Below are 21,348 nucleotides of genomic sequence, written 5' to 3'. Positions count from 1 at the left end.
TAACCAAATCGGTTTCACTTATAAACTAGTATGAAGATAGGTTGCTTACCTGCTGTGATGTATGTTTTATACAAAATACTAGTAGCTGGTATTAAAAAAGATTTGCTTATCTTGATGTGATCATGTATTATTAGTTTGGTTAAGTTAGTTATTCGAGTTTATACTAGGGAGGAATGCAAAGTGCGTTCTAGTATATTAGACTTACTGAGAAATGCTTCAGGGTATATTTCAGGAGAAGAAATAGCAAAAAAAATGCAGGTATCGCGTACTGCTGTATGGAAACATATTCGTGAATTAAAACAAGCAGGGTACGCAATTGAAAGTCATTCACGAAGTGGATACAGTTTAGTTAAAATACCAGATTTGTTGTTGCCGAATGAAATAAAAGCCGTTTTGCAAACCAAGAGATTTGGTAAATCGATTCAGTATTTTGATGATCTTGTATCTACGAATAATGCGGCAAAACAATTTGCTATGGAAGGGGCCGAAGAAGGTACAATCATTGTCAGCGAAGCACAAAATGGTGGACGCGGCAGATTATCTCGCGGTTGGTACTCACCGGCAGGGCAGGGGATTTGGTTTTCAATTATTTTACGACCGAAATTTTTACCGCAAGATGCACCAAAATGCACCTTGATGGCTGCGGTTGCTGTAACAAGAGCAATTGAAAATGTTTTAGGTATTACATGTGGGATTAAATGGCCAAATGATATCTTATATGATGGGAAGAAACTTGTTGGTATACTGACGGAAATGAATGCTGAAATGGATTGTATTAATTACATTGTCATTGGTGTTGGCATTAATGTAAATCTTGCATTGCATGAAGTTCCAGAAGAATTGCAGCAAATTGTCGCTTCATTGTCAGAAATCACGGGAACCCATTTAAATAGAATCGAACTGTTCTCAGAAGTTTTAGCACAGTTAGAAAAAATTTATGATGAAGTAACGTATGAGGGGTTTGCAACAATTTTTAATGATTGGCGTAAATATTCAATTACACTGGGACAAGAAGTCAATGTCATTGGAATTGACACAAATTTTTCCGGAAAAGCCATAGATATAGATGACACAGGAGCTTTGCTGGTAAAGACAGAAACAGAAATGAAACGTGTTGTAGCCGGAGATGTATCCATTAGACCGCAGATATAATGATTAAATTACTTGGAGGAATTTCTAAGCATGCTATTAGTATTTGATATTGGAAATAGTAACATAGTATTAGGCACCTATAAAGATGACAAACTACTAAAACATTGGCGTATATCGACAGATCGTCAAAAAACAGGAGATGAATATGGAATGTTAATCAATAATTTGTTTAACTTCCAAGGCTTAAAAATGTCCAATATTAAAGCAATTATCATTTCATCTGTTGTACCGCCGCTTGTTGTACCATTATCTAAAATGTGTAAACGGTATTTTAATATTGATCCGTTAGTTGTAGGACCTGGGATAAAAACAGGTATTCGCTTAAAATATGAAAATCCTCGGGAAATTGGAGCTGACCGTATTGTAAATGCAGTGGGGGCCTATGAGAAATTTGGTGGACCTTTGATTATTATTGATTTTGGTACAGCGACGACGTTTTGTGCTGTAGCGCAAAATGGTGATTATCTTGGCGGAGCAATTGCACCAGGAATTGGTATTTCAAGTGAAGCATTATTCCAAAGAGCTGCAAAATTGCCGCGTATTGAATTACTTACGCCTAAAACAGTGATTTGTCGTAATACAGTGACGAGTATGCAATCCGGAATTATTTATGGATTTACTGGACAAGTTGATGAAATTGTTCGGAGAATGAAGGAAGAACTTGGTTGTGATGCAAAGGTTATTGCAACAGGTGGGTTAGCAAATTTGATTGCAAAGCAATCAAAGACGATTGATGTTGTGGAACATTTTTTAACGTTGTATGGTCTTAATATTTTATATAAACGCAATTCGTAGCCCATTTTGAGTGGTGATTTATCTAGTAGGGCGATATGCAAGGCTGCACTTTTTTATCATGATGAAAGCGCAAAATTGTATACGCCCGATTTTTGTTTTTGACAAAGAGGTGATAGTGTAAATGAAAATAGGAAATGTCGATATAGATGGCAAGGTTTTTTTGGCTCCGATGGCGGGGGTTACAGATCTTCCATATCGGATTTTAGCGAGAGAACTCGGCTGCAGTTTGCTTTATTCAGAAATGATCAGCGATAAAGGCATCAATTATCGTAATTGTCATACGCTCGAAATGCTGAAAAGTGAAAAGAGGGAACGTCCGCTTGCCCTGCAACTATTTGGCGCAGAGCCAAATAGTGTTGCAGAGGCTGCAAAATATGTCGATCAATTAGGCATAGCTGATATCATTGATTTTAATATGGGATGTCCTGCCCCCAAGGTTGTAAAAAATAATGAGGGGTCTGCATTAATGAAGGATCCAAAACTTGCAGCCCGGATTATAAAAGCTGTCGTAAAAGCGGTGAAAGTGCCGGTAACAGTAAAAATCCGCAAAGGCTGGGATGCAAAATCTGTCAATGCTGTCGAAATGGCAAAAATAGCTGAAGAATCTGGCGTTGCTGCAATTGCAATTCATGGCAGAACACGCGAAGAATATTATACAGGACATGCCGACTGGGAGATTATCGCGGAAGTGAAAAAAAATCTCTCAATTCCAGTCATAGGAAACGGTGATGTTCGAACATGTCAAGATGCGAAAAGAATTTTTGAAAAAACAAATTGCGATGCAATTATGATTGGGCGAGCTGCGCAGGGAAATCCATGGATTTTTAAAAGATTAAAACATTTTCTTGCTACTGGCGAGGAACTTCCGCCAACAACCATTGAAGAACGGAAGGAGATCATTCGAAGGCACTTAGACATGCTGATTGCGTATAAGGGTGAATATATTGGTGCGCGTGAAATGAGAAAGCATGCGACTTGGTATACGAAAGGTTTGCCGCATTCCGCCGAACTTCGTTTAAAGTTTAATCAAGCAGAATCTAAAGATGATTTTTGGAAAATATTAGATTCTATGATTGCGTAGTAAAATTGATAAATTTGGGTAAAATAGCTTCAACTTCAAAATTGAGTTGAAGCTATTTTATTTTTATAGGATTGTATATAAAAATAAGTTTATCATATCTACCTAGGTAAGTTGGTGAAAAAATGAAACGCATTATGAGTATTAGTCTAGGTTCATCTAAAAGAAATCATCAAGTTAGCGTATTGTATGGCAATGAAAAATTTTCCTTAGAAAGAATCGGAACCGATGGAGATAAGAGAAAAGCAATTGCACTGATTAAAAAATTTGATGGCGAAGTAGATGCATTTGGTTTAGGCGGAACGGATTTATACATATATGCGGGAGAAAAGCGATATACATTTAGAGAGTCGAAAGAATTTGTTCGAGCAGCGGGTACTACACCAATTGTTGATGGAAGCGGACTTAAAAATACTTTAGAAAGACATGTAATTGAAAATTTGCAAAAGAATAAAATTATAGATTTTACAAATTTGCCCGTTTTATTGGTCTGCGGTGTAGATCGTTTCGGTATGGCAAGCGCACTTAACGATTTAAATAGTGATGTTGTATTTGGTGACTTATTATTTGGTCTGGGGCTGCCTATCGCGATAAGAGATATTCGGTATCTGAATCGATTTGCCAAATTTTTAGCACCGATTGTTACACAAATTCCAATTCGTTACTTTTACCCAATTGGCAAGAAACAAGAAGAAAGCAAACCTAGATTTGCCAAGTATTTTCATCAAGCAAAAGTAATCGCTGGCGATTTTCATTTTATTAAACGCTACATGCCAGATCAGCTAGAAAACAAAATTATTCTGACCAATACAGTTACCCAGACCGATAAGGATTTACTTTGTAGCCGTGGCGTGAAGATGTTGATTACTACAACACCAAATTTTGATGGAAGATCCTTTGGCACAAATATGTTAGAAGCTATGTTGGTTGCAAGCAAAAATCAAAGTTGCCGAAAACTCACGCCAAAAGACTATGAATTTTTATTAAAAATGTTTGATATTCAACCTCATATACAAATATTTTAAATGGAATGGTTCATCTTGAATTTATGGGGGCGGTGCTATGGAAAACTTTGCCTTTGTTTTACATCCGTTAGAAGCAATGGACTTTGCACGGAAATATTCAATTGCCAGAAAGATATCTCCAACGATATTAGAAGGAATTTTAAAATATATTCCACCGATTAAAGTTTCGCATATTTCAGGAATTTCATCTGCATATAGCCAAGCAGAAGGCTGGTTTATCGCTTGTCCGTTGACTTCAAGACAGATGATCGATTTACCAGAGCCGTATGTTATAAACAAAATCATTAAAGCAGGTAGATTGGCTGAAAAGATGGGGGCAAAAATTTTAGGGTTGGGTGCATTTACCTCGGTTGTTGGTGATGCAGGTATCACGATTGCTAAAAACCTAGACATTCCGACTACTACAGGAAACAGCTATACAGTAGCGACTGCGATTGAAGGAACGAAAAAAGCTGCGCAGATTATGGGATTAGATTTAAAAAAAGCAAATGTTGTAATACTGGGTGCGACAGGGTCAATTGGTGCGGCTTGTGCGCAGCTGTTGGCTCGAGAAGTGAAGTATATAACATTGGTAGCTCGGAATGAATTTAAACTTGAAAAAGTGGCAGAAAAAATATATGCTGATTTTGGGTTAGCCGTTAGAATTAGCAGTAATAATAAAATGGCATTAAAATCGGCGGATATTGTGATCGCAGTTACCAGTGCGGTTGATAACGTGATAGAAGTAGATGACTTAAAATCCGGGGCAATTGTGTGTGATGTTGCCAGACCTAGAAATATTTCTCGAAAAGTTGCACAGTTACGTAATGACATTTTAGTCATTGAAGGCGGGGTCGTAGAAGTTCCTGGTGATGTAGATTTTGGTTTTTCTTTTGGGTTTCCGGAAAAAATGGCGTATGCTTGTATGGCAGAAACCATGATTTTAGCTCTGGAAGGTAGGTATGAAAGTTTTACATTAGGACGAGATTTAACAATAAGGCAAATTGAAATCATAAGCCAGTTGGCAAAAAAACATGGGTTTCAATTGGCGGGCTTAAGAAGTTTTGAACGTGCAATTACAGATTATGAAATTAATCAGATCAAAAATAATATTACAGCTGCCCGAAATGGCAAGGCAAGAAGGGATGCAGGCTGAGACTAGAATTAATTGACAAAGAGATTAAAAAAACATATAATGTTGAATAATTGGTAGGGTTGATATGACTTAAGGTGTCAAGTTATACTTGACACTATTTATATTTTCCCTAACTTTGTCGTAAAATGGATTTATTGTTACTCTAGTGTGCATTATTTAAAAATATCAACAGAGATTAAGAGTAAAAAAGGAGCGCATATAAATGGCTGAAAAGCAAGTAATGCTAACTGCAGAAGGACTTAAAAAGTTAGAAGAAAAACTTGAACACTTAAAAACAGTACGTAGAGGAGCTGTTGCTGAACGTATCAAACAAGCAATTGAGTTTGGTGATATCAGTGAAAACTCTGAATATGAAGATGCAAAAAATGAACAAGCTTTTATTGAAGGGGAAATCATGACCCTTGAAAAAATGCTTCGCAATAGCCATATTATTGAAGATGGAGCTGATAATGAATCGGTTCATTTAGGTTGTACAGTTATTATAAAAGATATTGAGTTCAATGAAGATCTCGAATATACGCTTGTTGGTTCTGCAGAAGCTGATCCTACTGAGTTTAAAATATCGAATGAATCTCCAGTTGGGCAAGCGATTATTGGTCAAAAAGTTGGGGATGTTGTAGAAGTACATGTACCAGCAGGTGTTTTACAATATAAGATTATCGAAATCAAACATTAATATTATAGATTGTAATTACTTATAGAAGGTTTGCTTGTAGAAGGTTAGGCTAGATGTAAGTGCTAGAGGAGAATGTTTAAATGAGTGAAGTAAACGAACAGCAGATTCAAGTTGAAGAATTAAATGAGATGATGAAAGTTCGTCGTGAAAAATTAGCGGCGATTGCTGAAAAGGGAATTGAACCTTTTGGTCGTCGTTATGATTATACACACCATGCAACTGAAATTATTGAAAACTTTGAAAAATTAGAAGGTCAGACAGTACGGATTGCAGGTCGACTTATGGCAGTTCGTGGCCATGGCAAGGCAAGTTTTACGACTGTAAATGATATGAGTGGTAAAATTCAGTTATATTTTCGCCAAGATGTGTTAGGTGAAGATGTTTACGCTAATTTTAAATTACTGGATATTGGCGATATCATCGGAGCTGAAGGTGTTGTGTTTAGAACGCAGCGTGGTGAAATTAGTTTAAAAGTAACTGACTTTGCAATTCAGTCTAAATCCCTTCGTCCTTTACCAGAAAAATTTCATGGACTAAAAGATGTGGAGACCCGCTATCGTCAACGTTATTTAGATCTAATTGTAAATCCGGAAGTGAAAGATACCTTTGTGCTTCGGAGTAAAATTATTAAGACCATGCGAACTTTTCTGGATGAAAGAGATTTCTTAGAAGTTGAAACGCCAATGATGCATCCAATCGCTGGTGGGGCGGCGGCACGTCCGTTTATTACGCATCATAATGCGTTAGATATGGATTTGTATATGCGTATTGCGCCAGAACTTTACTTAAAGCGTTTGGTTGTTGGTGGATTTGAAAAAGTTTATGAACTTGGCCGTGTATTTAGAAATGAAGGTATTTCAATCAGACATAATCCTGAGTTTACATCGGTAGAAATTTATCAAGCTTTCGCTGATTATAATGTTCTAATGGATTTAACAGAAGACGTTATCATCTATATTGCGGAAAAAGTTTTAGGTACAACAAAAATCAATTATCAAGGCACTGAGATTGATCTTAGTAAAGGTTGGAAGCGAATTAGCATGAGTGATGCTGTTCTTGAAGTGACTGGTAAGGATTTTGGTAAAGTTGCGACAATAGAGGAAGCTAGAGCAATTGCTGATGAACTTAGTGTTAAATATGAAAAAAATCATGGTATCGGCGGAATTTTAAATGCTGTATTTGAAGATAAGGTAGAGGAAACTTTGGTTCAACCTACTTTCATCACTGGGCATCCAACAGAAATTTCTCCACTAGCAAAACGTAACAAAGAAAATCCGGCAATTACAGATCGTTTTGAAATCTTTATCTATGGTAGAGAAATGGCGAATGGTTTCTCGGAATTGAATGATCCGATTGATCAGGAAGGACGTTTCTTAGAACAGGTGAAACAACGTGAATCTGGTGATGATGAAGCGCATATGATGGATACGGATTATATCACTGCACTTGAATTTGGCTTACCTCCAACAGGCGGACTTGGAATTGGGGTTGATCGCTTGGTAATGTTATTGACCGATAGTGCTTCGATTCGTGATGTATTGTTATTCCCACATATGAGACATAGAGAATAGAGTGTTTAAAAAAGCGAACCTTTGGGTTCGCTTTTATTTTGCAATGCGAGAGCAGATACTTCACAACGAAAACAGGCAAGACGGCGCGAGATGAATCTTAAGGTAGTACAGAATCGAAGACCGCAAAACCGACTTAAACTCCCTACGGTCAGACATAAGTCGGTTTTACTCCGTACAGACTCTGATTCATCTCATTGCCTTCGTTGGACTGTTTTCTTATGTAAAGCATCTGCTCTCTATACTGTAATTTAGAGATAACTATATATAGAAGAAAGAAAACAAGGAGTGCGTTTCAGTGGGCTGAAACATTGCCGTGCGGAGAGTTGATTAGTTCTTTATTGAAAAAATTAAAAAAACTTTAAAAAAGTGTTGACATAATCGAATAAAACGTGTAACATAATATAAGTCGCTGATGAACAAAGCGCGGCGATAAAAAAAGATGTTGACAACAACTTGAACGTTGTGTTAATATAAATGAGCTGACAACGAAGCTTGCCAGCAAGTGTTCTCTGAAAACTAAACAATGTAGATGTAATAAATGCCAGATGTGCGGTGTCTATCGTAAGATAAACACAAAACAAAAACAATTTCTTTTAAAAAGAAACAAGATATTAATTGAGCCTTTTAGGCTTTCTAATAATAAATTTATTGGAGAGTTTGATCCTGGCTCAGGACGAACGCTGGCGGCGTGCCTAACACATGCAAGTCGAACGGAGAATTAGCAATAATTCTTAGTGGCGAACGGGTGAGTAACGCGTAGACAACCTACCCTTAAGATGGGGACAACAGATCGAAAGGTCTGCTAATACCGAATGTTGTTAAAGAAACGCATGTTTCTTTAACTAAAGATGGCCTCTATTTATAAGCTATCGCTAAAGGATGGGTCTGCGTCTGATTAGCTAGTTGGTGAGATAAAAGCTCACCAAGGCAACGATCAGTAGCCGGTCTGAGAGGATGAACGGCCACACTGGGACTGAGACACGGCCCAGACTCCTACGGGAGGCAGCAGTGGGGAATCTTCCGCAATGGACGAAAGTCTGACGGAGCAACGCCGCGTGAGTGAAGAAGGTTTTCGGATCGTAAAGCTCTGTTGTTAAGGACGAATGTATAGATTGTAAATAATGATTTATAATGACGGTACTTAACGAGAAAGCCACGGCTAACTACGTGCCAGCAGCCGCGGTAATACGTAGGTGGCAAGCGTTGTCCGGAATTATTGGGCGTAAAGGGAGCGCAGGTGGGAATGTAAGTCAATCTTAAAAGTGCGGGGCTCAACCCCGTGATGGGATAGAAACTACATTTCTTGAGTGCAGGAGAGGAAAGTGGAATTCCTAGTGTAGCGGTGAAATGCGTAGATATTAGGAGGAACACCAGTGGCGAAGGCGACTTTCTGGACTGTAACTGACACTGAGGCTCGAAAGCTAGGGGAGCGAACGGGATTAGATACCCCGGTAGTCCTAGCCGTAAACGATGGGTACTAGGTGTAGGAGGTATCGACCCCTTCTGTGCCGGAGTTAACGCAATAAGTACCCCGCCTGGGGAGTACGGCCGCAAGGTTGAAACTCAAAGGAATTGACGGGGGCCCGCACAAGCGGTGGAGTATGTGGTTTAATTCGACGCAACGCGAAGAACCTTACCAGGACTTGACATTGATTGAAAAGTATAGAGATATATTCCTCTTCTTCGGAAGACAAGAAAACAGGTGGTGCATGGCTGTCGTCAGCTCGTGTCGTGAGATGTTGGGTTAAGTCCCGCAACGAGCGCAACCCCTATCCTATGTTGCCAGCACGTAAAGGTGGGAACTCATGGGAGACTGCCGCGGAGAACGCGGAGGAAGGCGGGGATGACGTCAAGTCATCATGCCCCTTATGTCCTGGGCTACACACGTACTACAATGGGCTTAAATAGAGGGAAGCAATACCGCGAGGTGGAGCCAAACCCACAAACAAGCTCTCAGTTCGGATTGTAGGCTGCAACTCGCCTACATGAAGTCGGAATCGCTAGTAATCGCAGGTCAGCATACTGCGGTGAATACGTTCCCGGGCCTTGTACACACCGCCCGTCACACCACGAAAGTCAGTCACACCCAAAGCCGGTGGGGTAACCGTAAGGAGCCAGCCGTCTAAGGTGGGGCCGATGATTGGGGTGAAGTCGTAACAAGGTAGCCGTATCGGAAGGTGCGGCTGGATCACCTCCTTTCTAAGGAGATATGAAAGTTTAAATGTACTTTCGTAATCCAAGGTCGACACATTTGGCACTACATTGTCTAGTTTTGAGAGAATACGAAAGTATGATCTCAAGATGTTCTTTGAAAACTACACAGAAGAAAATAAAATGTATGAAAACCTCTCTATATTTTAGAGAGTGAATTAACGAGCATTTTAGGATTCAAAAAAGATTAAATTAAGCATTTAAGTATAAACTTAATGGCTAAATTGATTTAAAGCAAAAGCTAGGACTGGCTAGAAATAGACGAGTCCGGTGNTCTCATAGAGTAATCTAGTAAGACCCCTTGAAGAAGACAAGGTTGATAGGCCAGGAGTGTAAGTACAGTAATGTGTTCAGCTGACTGGTACTAATAGGTCGAGGGCTTGACTTAAAAAAAGCCAGACACCAGAAGGTGTCTAGAAGAAAGAAACTAAAATGCAAGAATTCATACAAAAATAAAACTTCTGTATAGTTTTCAGAGAATAACTCTGAAGAATCCAGTGACGATGCCTAAGTGGATCCACCTGTTCCCATACCGAACACAGTAGTTAAGCACTTAGAGGCCAAGGATACTTGGGTGGAAACGCCCTGGGAAAGTCGGTAGTTGCTGGTTAAGTTGAAAAGCCAATCGAATAGTTTCGTTTGGCTTTTCTCATATGGTGGCTGTGGTGAAGTGGTTAACACGCCGGATTGTGGCTCCGGTATGCGAGGGTTCGATCCCCTTCAGTCACCCCATTTATTTTACAGGGGTATAGCTCAATTGGTAGAGTAGTGGTCTCCAAAACCATTGGTTGAGGGTTCAAGTCCTTCTGCCCCTGCCAACTTTATATTGTGATGTTTTATAACACGGAGTGGTACTCAAGAGGCTGAAGAGGACGGTTTGCTAAATCGTTAGATGGGTAACCATGCGTGGGTTCGAACCCCACCCACTCCGCCATTTAGAGAATTAGAGGTTATATCGGTTATCGATATAACCTTTTTGTATTCCGGGAATACTGTAAAACATATAAATTATTTGTGACTTTGGGATTAAATTTATAATGATGTAATAGATGGTAAAATGACTTAAATTGGAATTTGGTGAACGATTTTTTATGATTTTCTATATAGACTTAGGAGCTTGTTTTTTGATATAATGGGGATAATGAATTCTCTATAAATAGTAATTATTGTTTATGATCTTTTATTTAAGCAAGAATATGACTTTATATGATAATAACATTTGTTTTGTGATCTTTAAATATGTAACAAAGTATGAGATATTTAATGAAGAGGTAAATCTAAATTTTTGTGATAAGAATAAAGTAAGTTTATCTGAATTCAAATGGAAGCAATGAACTGCAGTATAATTTTGGACACTAGTGAAACTGCAGGGAGCTAGTAGTGTAACCGGCCATTTTTTACGAATGGCTTTTTTTTATGCCCTAATATGGGAAAAAATAGTTGAAATGCCAGATGGAATATATAAATTAATTTATTTATGGAGAGGAGCTGATGCGGGTGAAGCAAAAAATAATCGTATATTTTGCATTGATTGTGGCCTTAAATGTGACAGGAGTTGCTTTTGCAGAAGAAACTTCTGAAGAAGTTCCTATGTGGGCATATGAGAAGATCAATGATTTAATAGCAAAAGGATATTTACACGTACCTGTTCATGGAACTGATTTATATACGCGTGATGAGATGGCTAGATTGGTGGCAAAAGCAATTAGTGATATGGAACGTGATGCGGAAAAATCAGTGGAAGGATTGACTGCAACAATAGAAGGAGAGTCGGAGGACACCCAGTCAAAACTTGAACGAGAAACGACGTTGGAAAAATTAAAGGTTGAATTTACCCCGGAATTAAAGAAATTAGGGTATTTTTCTGAAGAAAAGATAAAAAGAGATTTAAGGGCGGGGAAAAGAAGGCAAGCTAAGAAACCTCTTACGATAACTGGCGAGATTCGATATAATTATGCATTTCAAGATGGGGCTAAAGGTGCTAGGTTTGATGATGATAGTAAGCTACGAACTAGAGTAAATTTTGACTATAACTTTGATCATAATTGGCATTTGTATAGTATGTTGGAGAGTAATAAAGCGCTTGTCGGGAATTCTTCGGCAAATGGGAAACCTGTGATGGAGCGTTGGTATGCAAGAGGGAGAAGCGGTATAACTGATGTAACTGCTGGTTCATTTGGTTATGCAATGGCAGAGGGCAATATTTATGATAGTACGTTTCAGGGCATACAAGGGCAGTTTGGGGATCAAGTAAAATATAAAGCCAGTTATGGAAAAATTGACGAAGCAGATGAAGTCTATACCTTGACAGCTAATTACCAAGATTATGACTATCAATTGGAAAGTGGTATATATGGTTTTGAGATGAGCAATGGAGAAAGACGTAATATTTGGACTGTTGCGGGGAATTATGATTTTGAGAATTTTACGGTTGGTGCAATGTATTTGAATGGAAATCAAAATAGTAAGAATGAGGATGGTTATGTGTTGACGGTTGGCCATGGAAAGTTAAATACATGGCGGCCAGGAACTTATAGTCTTTATGCAAAGTATTATGACCAACCTGCACTTACCTATGTTGCGCATACGATGACAGGTCTTGGCAACCGAATGCAAGGCTTTAAAGGGTATGGTGCAGGCGTGGAATATACGGTTTATGAAAATCTTGTTGCTGGATTAGAATATTATGATTTGGAAGACAAAGTGACAGGTGAAAAGGGGCAAACAGTATGGACGCAGGTTACGTATTATTTTTAAATGAGTAGAGATTAGGTGAAATAAAAATGAAGGTGTTTCAAAAAATAAAAGCACGTCAGGCTTATTTGGCAGTGGTTGGGTTAGGTTATGTTGGATTGCCTTTGGCAGTTGCTTTTGCTGAAAAGATAAAAACGGTTGGTTTTGATATCAATGAAGATAAAATTACAATTTATCAAAAGGGGCAAGATCCAACGCAGGAAGTTGGAAATGAACGTTTGATGAAGAGTTTGTTGGAGTTTACAAGCGATGCTAGTAAATTACAGGAAGCACGGTTTATTATTGTGGCGGTACCAACGCCGATTAATGGAGATAAAACGCCTGATTTGTTGCCATTAAAAAACGCTTGCAGCGTTATTGGAAAGCAGCTGGTGCAAGACACAATTGTTGTTTTTGAATCTACTGTGTATCCTGGTGTTACAGAGGATATCTGTGTACCTATTTTAGAAGCAGAATCGGGACTTGTCTGTGGCGTTGATTTTAAAGTCGGATATTCACCGGAACGAATTAATCCTGGCGATAAGCTGCATAGAGTGGAAGGTATTGTGAAGATTGTTTCTGGAATGGATGAGGAATCTTTAGAAGATATTTCGGCAGTTTATGAATTAATTATTGAGGCAGGTGTTTATCGAGCACCAAATATTAAAGTTGCAGAAGCTGCAAAATTAGTAGAAAATGCGCAGCGGGATATTAATATTGCTTTTATGAATGAATTGGCAATGGTGTTTGATCGTATGGGAATTGAAACGAATGAAGTGATTCAGGCAATGAATACGAAGTGGAATGCTTTGGGCTTTTACCCAGGTTTGGTAGGCGGACATTGTATTGGTGTCGATCCCTACTATTTCATCTATCAAGCAGAAATGCTGGGATATCATTCTCAGATCATTGCAGCGGGTCGGAAAATAAATGACGGCATGGGAAGTTTTATTGCACAGGTTATTATTAAGAAATTGATTCAGGCAAATAAGAACGTAAGTAAAGCCAAGATTTATATTATGGGAATTACATTTAAAGAAGATTGTCCAGATGTACGAAACTCAAAAGCAGTAGAAGTTTGTACGCAACTTAGTGAATATGGAATTCAAGTAAATGTAGTGGATCCTGTGGTAGATCAGAAAGAACTAAAAAGGAAACTTGGAATTTCTATCGTTGACATGAAAGAAATAGCCGATGCAGATTGTCTTGTTTTTTTAGTTGGTCATAAGGCGTTTCAAGAATTGCATGCAGATACCTTGGAGAGTTGGTTTGGAAGCGATGATTCTGAAGAGAACAGTAAGATTTTGATTGATGTAAAAAGTATTTTTCCTTCGAATATTTGGCGAGAAAAAGGATATGTATATTGGAGTTTATAAACTTGAGGAGGTGAGTCTGTGCGGCACAAAAATTTATGGCTGCTATTTGGACTTCTTTTTATTGTAAGTTTTTTTTCTATTTTTTTCTTCAAAGACAAAATGACAGCAAAAACTGTTGAAGAATATAGTCAGATGAGTGATTTTAATACGATATATCCTATTACATCTGAAATTGAAAAAGCGCGAGGCTTTTTAAAAACAGATCCAGAAGCGGCGTCGGTTATTACAAATCAAGTGAATGGTAAAAGACAAATTGCGCTTACATTTGATGGAATGGCAGATGAGAAGACAATGGAGAAAATTCTTGATTTGCTGAGAAAGTATAAAGTGCAAGCAACATTTTTTGTTGAGGGGATCAATGTTGCTGATCATCCTAAGGTGATCACTGCGATCGAAAATGCTGGGCATAGAATTGGCAATTATACTTGGATTGGTTTGAGTCAAGTAGAGAAATTGACGCAGGAACAAATGCTGATAGATTTTTCTCGTACACAAAAAGTAATCAAGGTTACAACCGATCAGATGCCAACGTTGTTGAAGGCAAGTAAAACAGTTTATACACCAATTTTATTGCAGACAGCAAAAGCTTGTGGGATCGAAAGCGTTGTAAAAAACGGTGTGTTTTTGCCGAAAAATCAGCTTCATTCTTTAGAAGAAGCAAATGCTTTTTTGCATACATTAAAACCTGGCAGTATTGTGTCAGTGCAACTGGGCACTCCTGTTGATGTGTACACGTACGAAGCCGAGAAATCAAGTGATACAGCAGCTGTGGATAAACAACCAAGTGTAAAAGATCCAAATCCTCAAATGAATCTGAAAGATGAAGAGATAACAGATGAAATAGAGCGATTTTTGATCGCATTGCAAGTGCAGAAATATGAGGTTACTTTGGTGGAGGATTTCCCTAAAGTACAGTATGTTCCTTCCGCAAAAAAAACTGCATGGGTACATCTAATGCACGAGATTAAAACGCAGGTAGTTTCTTTATTCAGTATACAAACTGCATATGCAGCGTCTAACGATACAATTGAAAATCTGCGTTTGAAAAACGATGGAAATTTTGCAGAAGAAATGAAAATTATTCCAACGACAGAACAAGCAATTATCTATACTTTTGGTGGTTTGGCGAAAGAAAATGTTGTTGAAGATGTGCTTGAAAGACTTGATAAAAAGCAGATTAAGGCTACCTTTTTTATCTTGGAGCGTGAAATGCAGCAATATCCAGAGGTTGTGCAAAAGATTATTGCTCGTGGGCATGAAATTGGGATTGCTGTTCGTCCTAAAGATAATGCTGATTTTACGCAGATTGTAAATGAGATTTCAAGTGCTCGTAAAATGTTAAAAGATCGTTTTGGTGTTGAGACTAATTTAGTTAAACAGCCTTGGGGTGTGGTTCGTGATGAAACTAAGGAAGCTGTTGCTGCGCTTGATTGTCAATTGATTGGTCAATCTGTAAATGTTGTACAAAGTAAGCATAAGGATGCGCAGTCCGCAGATCAAGTGATGGCAGAGATTTTTGGAAAGTCGGTCTATTCTTTATCGCGTGGACAGATTGTTCATTTTCGGATGGATTATTATACAAAGGATGCTTTGATTGGCGATATGTTAGACATGATCAAAGTTCGTAAGATTGATAATATTGCATATACTGCATTGGATGATGATCCAGCCTATAATTTACAGAATGACTCAACTTATAAAATTGCTTCTGTAGGCAGTGTACTTGCAAATAAAAAAATGCTGTATGCATATCCAGTGGATTTGGAACGTGTTCCGTTGGAACTACGGCCGGAAAATCATGAAGTGCATATAAATGAGGAGAATTTTAAGGAAGAAATAGCGAAGCGATATATTGGTTCACCGGAAGTTGATGCTGATGATCGTATGCTTGGTTTTTCACAACGTGAAATGCGAAGACTTGATTTGAGTGGAACCATACGTACAGATGAGAATGTGATTTTCTTTACGTTTGATGATTGGGGAACGGATGCAGCAGTGAATAAGTTGTTGTATGTATTGCGCAAGCATGAAGTTCCAGGAAATTTCTTTGTCATTACGCATAATGTTTTAAATAATACGAACCTTTTACGTGCAATTGCTATGGAGGGACATGAAATCGGCAGTCATAGCAATTTGCATAAAGCGATGGTGGTACGCGATAAAAAGACGGGCAAACAGGTGCAGCCTCAAACACGGGAGGAATATCGTGAGGATCTTACAACGTCTTATCAAAGATTGGCTTCTGTTGTTGGTGATGTTGAGGTAAATGGTAAATATGCTTTAACGAGATATTTCCGTCCACCTACTTTAGCAGTTAGTAAAATGGGCTTTGAGACGCTCTTTGATACAGGGTATACGTATATTGTTTCTGGTTCTAGAAGTACAGAAGATTATGCAGCAGAGAATCTCAGTGATTTAGTCGACTCAATACAAGATGGCATTTATGATCAAAATGGGCACGTGAAAAAAGGAGCAGTTCTTGTGATGCATATGAGTGATTATGCCAAGTATACAGCGCATGCCTTGGATTTGATACTAACAGCAAACGAAGCAAAAGCCGACGGAGATCCGACAAAGTTTAAAGTAGGCAGATTGGCCGATTATATAAAAGATGATTATACGCAGGCACGGCATAAAGTCAATTGAGTTGGATTGCTAGGGTGGGCAAAAATAAAGTTGGTTTGCGGGACTAAGCGGTAGAGGGGTAATAGAGTAAGTAACTAACGAAAAGGGGGATTTGTGTTATCGGTAAAGAGGAGATAAACACAATGTACAGTTTGTTATGACGAATTTAAATCAAAATGAAGGACAGGAGAAAGAGGATATCCTGCTTGTTTTAAAACCAGATCGACGTTTGCTTTCTAAAGTTCCTGATAAGACGGGGTTACGAACGGTTATAGATCGGCGCAGTACAAAAGTGCAGCAGGCAACCGATGATTTTTTTTCTTATATGGAGCGAGAGAAAGCAGGGCAGCGTTATGTTGTCTCATACGACATTATCATTACGTATGAGACAAAGCAGCAGGAGAGAAAAACATGCCACGGTAAAGGGGTTGATTTGTCTGCAACTGGAATCTTGATTGAAATACCAGTTGATTTTGCACAGGAACTGCAAGAGGCTGCGAAAATTCGGCTAAAGTTTGAAATTGTTCCTGGGACAATGCCCGAAGGCTATGAAATGAAAGTCGATATTGGCGCAAAGTACATTCGTCTGGTAAAGCCTTCTGGGGGTGAAGTTTTCTGTGGTCTGGAATTTGAGGAGAGTTTAGCAGAATATGCAGTAAGAAAAAGAAATCGCTATGTTTTGGCGATTTCTTCGGCGTGTTTGTTCTTTATTACATTTTTTATTGTTTTAATGCGGGCGGAGAGTGTTATTTATTTTAAATTTAATCAATATCTGTATTTTTATAGTATTATTGCAGCAACATTTTTATTGACGCGGTATTTATTTGGTTCATTTTATCGAACTACGCCCATCGATAAAAATTTTACACCGGGTGTTACGATTATTATTCCTTGTTTCAACGAAGAAAAATGGATCAGAAGGACGATTCTAAGTTGCTTAAATCAAGCGTATCCAATCGATCAATTGGAGGTTTTGGTGGTAGATGATTGTTCCAATGATCGGTCTGTGGAAAAGATCAGAGAAGTGATAGAGGAAATCAAGTCTAAAGAGGAACGGTATGAGGTTGCGCATAGATTAAACTATATTGTGCAAAAGGTGAATAAAGGAAAACGTGAAGCCTTGGCAAGAGGGGCACTCATGGCAAAACATGATCTCATTGTATTTGTAGATTCAGACAGTTTTTTAGATCCGTTTGCTATTTTAAATATTGTGCAGCCGTTTAAAGATAAGAAGATGGGGGGAGTTTCCGGCAGAACCGATGTTGCCAATACTTATACAAATGTATTGACAAAGATGCAGGCGGTTCGGTATTTTATTGCGTTTCGAATTATGAAAGCCGCAGAAGGATATTTTGATGCGGTTACATGTTTATCAGGTCCGCTTTCTTGTTATAGGAAAGATTTAGTACTAACCTATTTAGATGCATGGTTAAATCAGAAATTTTTAGGTCAGCGGGCAACCTTTGGTGATGATCGCAGTATGACGAATTTTATCTTGCGGCATCATCGGACTGGATATCAGGATAGTGCGCTATGTTATACAATTGTGCCAAATCAATATAAGCTGTTTTTAAAACAGCAAATGCGCTGGAAGCGGTCATGGCTTAGAGAATCTTTAATTGCAGCGAGTTTTATGTGGAAGAAAGAGCCGTTTATGTCGTTGTCTTTTTATATGGGACTCATTGTGCCAATCGCGGCACCAATTATTGTGTTGTATAATTTAATTTATGTACCGTTGATGCATCGAGTCTTTCCTACAACGTTTATTCTAGGGATATTTTTTATGGCGATGTTGATGAGTATGGCGCAGTTATTTCTTAGAAAGAGTTCTACATGGATTTTTGGATTTTGGTTTTGTTTGTATTATGAAGCAGTTTTGTTGTGGCAAATGCCGGTTGCTTGGTTTACTTTCTGGAAATCGACTTGGGGAACGCGTATGACACCAAGTGATTTAGCTGAACTAGCAAAGCAAAATGAAAGAAAGCAGAAGAGGGCGTAGAGAATGGAAAAAGATTATACAGCCCGAAAAGATAGAAGAAAAAAGATACGTACAATTTTGCAGTGTGGAATGCTGATCATTTTAATTGTTGTATCAGTGCAGGCTTTGTTTACATTCCAACATTATCGCCCTTATGCAAAGAGCGATTCGGTTATAGCAGAGGGCGAAGAGGATACAGGATTTATCGCATTATCCTATTTTGGTGTTGAAAGAGTTGGAAGTCAGCAGTTAATTGGTGTGAACCGTTTGCAAGAACATTTGAAAGCATTGAAGGATTTAGGGTATGTGACAGTTACGCAGGAAGATATCATTGCGTATTATCAGAATAAAAAAAAGTTGCCAGAGAAATCATTGTTTTTGATCTTTGAAGATGGACGCCGAGATACGGCGATTTTCTCACAAAAACTTTTAGAAGATTTGAATTTTAAAGCGACGATTTTAACCTATCCAGAAAAGTTTGAGAAGAAAGATCCGAAATTTTTAGTTCCGGAAGAATTGATCGATTTAGAGAATACCACGTATTGGCAAATGGGAACGAATGGTTATCGATTGTCATTTATCAATGTTTTTGATCGTTACCATCATTATCTAGGTGAGCTTGATCCATTGCAATATGCGATGGTATCACCTTATTTAGGCCGCAGATACAATCATTATTTGATGGATTATATTCGTGATGCTGATGGTATCCCGAAGGAAAGCTATCAAAGAATGAAAGATCGTATCAGTTATGATTATGAAGCATTACGTGATCATTACCAAAGTTCTATTGGTTACGTACCACCTATGTACATTTTGATGCATTCTAACACAGGTAAGTTTGGTAATCATGAAAAGGTAAGCGCGGTAAATGAAAAATGGATACGCGAATTATTTCAGATGAATTTTAATCGTGAAGGGTTTAGCTTTAATCAATTGAATAGTAGTATATATGACTTAACGAGAATGCAGCCGCAGGCGTATTGGTCTGTGAATCATCTATTGATGCGGATTCGATATGATATAAATAAAGATTTAGCCTTTGTACAGGGCGATGAGAAAAAACAAAAAAACTGGGATACGATAGAAGGCGCTTCGGAGTTTAGGGACGAAAGTGTGATATTAACCTCAATTCCTAAGGAACGTGGTTTGTTGCGATTGAAAAATAGCGATGCGTATCGTGATCTAAAACTTTCAGTACAAATGAAAGGCAATAAATTTGGATTGCAAAAAGTATACGTTAGAGCAAGTGAAAATCTGCAAAGATTCTTGGCTGTCAGTATCGTAAATAATGTTTTATATGTAACAGAACAGAATGAAGGAAATGAAATCGAATTGTTTAAACTTGATTTGGACGTTCATGATGGAAAGCCCAAACTTTCAATTGCAGAGGATGAAAAAGCAGCACAAGTACGTGAGTTGGAAGCACGGATACGTTATGCAGACTCTGTGGAAGAAGGCAAAATTTATACGGAGCAGCTGAAAAATAAAAATTTAGAAAAAGTTCCAACATTGCAGGATGGTGCAGAGGTTTATGTACCGCAAATTAGTGTACATGAAAAAGGTGATCGCAAAGTAAGCATCGCTGTTAGAAATAACCAAATTAGTGTGACTATCAATGATCAAAATGTTGTAGAGGATTTGGACGTATCTGTTACCGCAGCCGGTTCAGTTTATCTCGCATCGGCATGGGGCGGCTACGGATGGAGTCAAAGAAATTTAGCGGATGATGTTTATGATGGGATTTTTGAAAAGCTTATTATTACAGAGAATCGTGCAGAAGACGGAGCAAAAGAAAACATTCTTTTTGATATGACATTGCATGGTTTTGAAGGCTTTGTATTTAATGCCAAGAAGTTTTGGGAAGTTATCATAAACTGGTTTATTCAATACCTGTAAAGATGAGAAAGGAGTAAATCGGTGAAAAAAGTAATTTGTTTGGGCTTAAAAACGGTTGCGGTAACATGTACATTGATTGTGCTATTTGGTTGCTACGTTTATAGTGAGAGCGATGTAAATGCACATGCAAGGAAAAAAACAAATTTGTCAGCATGGATCACGTCCTGGGATTTTGATATGGGAGAGAAAGAACTTAAGAAAATAGAAGATAAAGTAGAGAAAGTTTCTTTTTTTGGTGCGTATTTTAACGCACAGGATCAACTTTTTATTCCAGCGGAATTTGCTGAAAAAATCAGTGCGATGAAGACGGAAAACGATCATTATGAAACATATCTTACGTTTGTAAATGATAAAGAAAATGAAGATGGTTCTGTTATTTTTAAAGATATAGATGTGTTGAAACGTATTTTTTCCACGGAAGAATCGATGGAGCAGCATGTTGACGATATCATTGCATTAGCGTTGCAAGGTGGATATGATGGAATTGAGATGGATTATGAAAGAGTATGGAGAGACGAAGCATTAGAGAAAAATTTTCTACGGTTCTTTTCGAAACTTTATGAAAAGGCTTTGCAGCATAATATGAAAGTGCGTCTGGTGTTGGAGCCTGGAGTCATTTTTTCCGAGGATAAATTTATAGAGGGACCAGAGTACGTGGTTATGCTGTATAATCTTTACGGAGTGCATAGTGGACCTGGGCCGAAGGCGGATAGAAAGTTTATTGAAAAAACCATTGATAAAATGGCTGTTTTGCCAGATAAAAAAGCTGTTGCTTTTTCTACGGGCGGATGTAAATGGGGCAGCAACGGAGAAAAAAAGTTTTTGACTGAGGCTGAGGCAGTAGCGCTCGCTGAAAAATATAGGGCGAAGCCTAAGCGGGATAAGGACAGTCAATGTATGGTTTTCTCCTATCAAGATCAAGATGTGCACTATGACGTTTGGTATGCGGATTATAAGACATTAAATTATTGGGTTTCAATTGCGAAAGATAAAGGAATTTATCAAAGTAGTATTTGGAGACTTGGCGGAAATATAGCAGTGCATAAAATTAAGTGAGAAATTTTAAGTAATCAATGACCATAGAACAATGTTTG

Annotated in this window: 13 protein-coding genes, 3 tRNA genes, 2 rRNA genes, 1 riboswitch and 1 other annotated feature; all 18 genes read left to right on the top strand. The window is 38.2% G+C overall.

Going from position 1 to position 21,348, the window contains the following annotated elements:
* The first annotated feature begins 180 nt into the window (after window positions 1–180).
* Window positions 181–1,152, top strand: coding sequence for a biotin--[acetyl-CoA-carboxylase] ligase (locus tag BN6559_RS04270; protein WP_110953584.1), 972 nt, complete (start codon window positions 181–183; stop codon window positions 1,150–1,152).
* Between the two features lie 30 nt (window positions 1,153–1,182).
* The gene (locus BN6559_RS04265) at window positions 1,183–1,947 is read left to right on the top strand and encodes a type III pantothenate kinase (RefSeq protein WP_110953583.1); all 765 of its coding nucleotides are present in this window, start codon (window positions 1,183–1,185) and stop codon (window positions 1,945–1,947) included.
* A 121-nt stretch (window positions 1,948–2,068) separates the two neighbouring features.
* Window positions 2,069–3,028, top strand: coding sequence for a tRNA dihydrouridine synthase DusB (gene dusB, locus BN6559_RS04260; RefSeq protein ID WP_110953582.1), 960 nt, complete (start codon window positions 2,069–2,071; stop codon window positions 3,026–3,028).
* A gap of 122 nt (window positions 3,029–3,150) precedes the next feature.
* On the top strand, window positions 3,151–4,050 hold the full coding sequence (locus BN6559_RS04255; protein WP_110953581.1) for a quinate 5-dehydrogenase: 900 nt from the start codon (window positions 3,151–3,153) through the stop codon (window positions 4,048–4,050).
* Between the two features lie 37 nt (window positions 4,051–4,087).
* The gene (locus tag BN6559_RS04250; RefSeq protein ID WP_110953580.1) at window positions 4,088–5,185 is read left to right on the top strand and encodes an NAD(P)-binding domain-containing protein; all 1,098 of its coding nucleotides are present in this window, start codon (window positions 4,088–4,090) and stop codon (window positions 5,183–5,185) included.
* A 202-nt stretch (window positions 5,186–5,387) separates the two neighbouring features.
* Window positions 5,388–5,861: a transcription elongation factor GreA gene (gene greA / locus BN6559_RS04245; RefSeq protein WP_110953579.1), complete on the top strand. Its 474-nt coding sequence runs from the start codon at window positions 5,388–5,390 to the stop codon at window positions 5,859–5,861.
* A gap of 80 nt (window positions 5,862–5,941) precedes the next feature.
* Window positions 5,942–7,432 (top strand): lysine--tRNA ligase, encoded by a 1,491-nt coding sequence (gene lysS, locus BN6559_RS04240; protein ID WP_110953578.1) that lies wholly within the window; start codon window positions 5,942–5,944, stop codon window positions 7,430–7,432.
* Between the two features lie 645 nt (window positions 7,433–8,077).
* Window positions 8,078–9,631: ribosomal RNA gene (locus BN6559_RS04235) — 16S ribosomal RNA — on the top strand.
* A 289-nt stretch (window positions 9,632–9,920) separates the two neighbouring features.
* Window positions 9,921–10,019: a sequence feature (23S ribosomal RNA rRNA prediction is too short), on the top strand.
* Between the two features lie 117 nt (window positions 10,020–10,136).
* Window positions 10,137–10,253: ribosomal RNA gene (gene rrf / locus BN6559_RS04230) — 5S ribosomal RNA — on the top strand.
* A gap of 46 nt (window positions 10,254–10,299) precedes the next feature.
* Window positions 10,300–10,375: transfer RNA gene (locus tag BN6559_RS04225), tRNA-His, on the top strand.
* A gap of 10 nt (window positions 10,376–10,385) precedes the next feature.
* Window positions 10,386–10,461: transfer RNA gene (locus tag BN6559_RS04220), tRNA-Trp, on the top strand.
* A gap of 27 nt (window positions 10,462–10,488) precedes the next feature.
* Window positions 10,489–10,577 (top strand) — tRNA-Ser (locus BN6559_RS04215).
* A 380-nt stretch (window positions 10,578–10,957) separates the two neighbouring features.
* A riboswitch (cyclic di-GMP riboswitch) is annotated at window positions 10,958–11,044 on the top strand.
* 96 nt (window positions 11,045–11,140) lie between these two features.
* On the top strand, window positions 11,141–12,400 hold the full coding sequence (locus BN6559_RS04210) for a porin family protein (protein ID WP_199883733.1): 1,260 nt from the start codon (window positions 11,141–11,143) through the stop codon (window positions 12,398–12,400).
* Window positions 12,401–12,426: 26 nt separating this feature from the next.
* The gene (locus tag BN6559_RS04205; protein ID WP_110953576.1) at window positions 12,427–13,752 is read left to right on the top strand and encodes a nucleotide sugar dehydrogenase; all 1,326 of its coding nucleotides are present in this window, start codon (window positions 12,427–12,429) and stop codon (window positions 13,750–13,752) included.
* 18 nt (window positions 13,753–13,770) lie between these two features.
* Entirely contained in the window at window positions 13,771–16,398 is a 2,628-nt protein-coding gene (locus BN6559_RS04200) for a polysaccharide deacetylase family protein (protein ID WP_199883732.1), read from the top strand.
* A 136-nt stretch (window positions 16,399–16,534) separates the two neighbouring features.
* The gene (locus tag BN6559_RS04195) at window positions 16,535–18,376 is read left to right on the top strand and encodes a glycosyltransferase family 2 protein (RefSeq protein WP_110953575.1); all 1,842 of its coding nucleotides are present in this window, start codon (window positions 16,535–16,537) and stop codon (window positions 18,374–18,376) included.
* A 3-nt stretch (window positions 18,377–18,379) separates the two neighbouring features.
* Window positions 18,380–20,254 carry a polysaccharide deacetylase family protein gene (locus BN6559_RS04190; protein WP_110953574.1) on the top strand — a complete coding sequence of 625 codons (1,875 nt, stop codon included), beginning with the start codon at window positions 18,380–18,382 and terminating at the stop codon, window positions 20,252–20,254.
* Between the two features lie 21 nt (window positions 20,255–20,275).
* Window positions 20,276–21,310 carry a glycoside hydrolase family 18 protein gene (locus BN6559_RS04185; RefSeq protein WP_110953573.1) on the top strand — a complete coding sequence of 345 codons (1,035 nt, stop codon included), beginning with the start codon at window positions 20,276–20,278 and terminating at the stop codon, window positions 21,308–21,310.
* Window positions 21,311–21,348: the final 38 nt, after the last annotated feature.

Source organism: Massilibacillus massiliensis (assembly GCF_900086705.1).
GTDB lineage: Bacteria > Bacillota > Negativicutes > FLKF01 > FLKF01 > Massilibacillus > Massilibacillus massiliensis.
The sequence above is the reverse complement of the archived record's forward strand: the minus strand, read 5'-3'. Positions and strand labels throughout refer to the sequence as shown.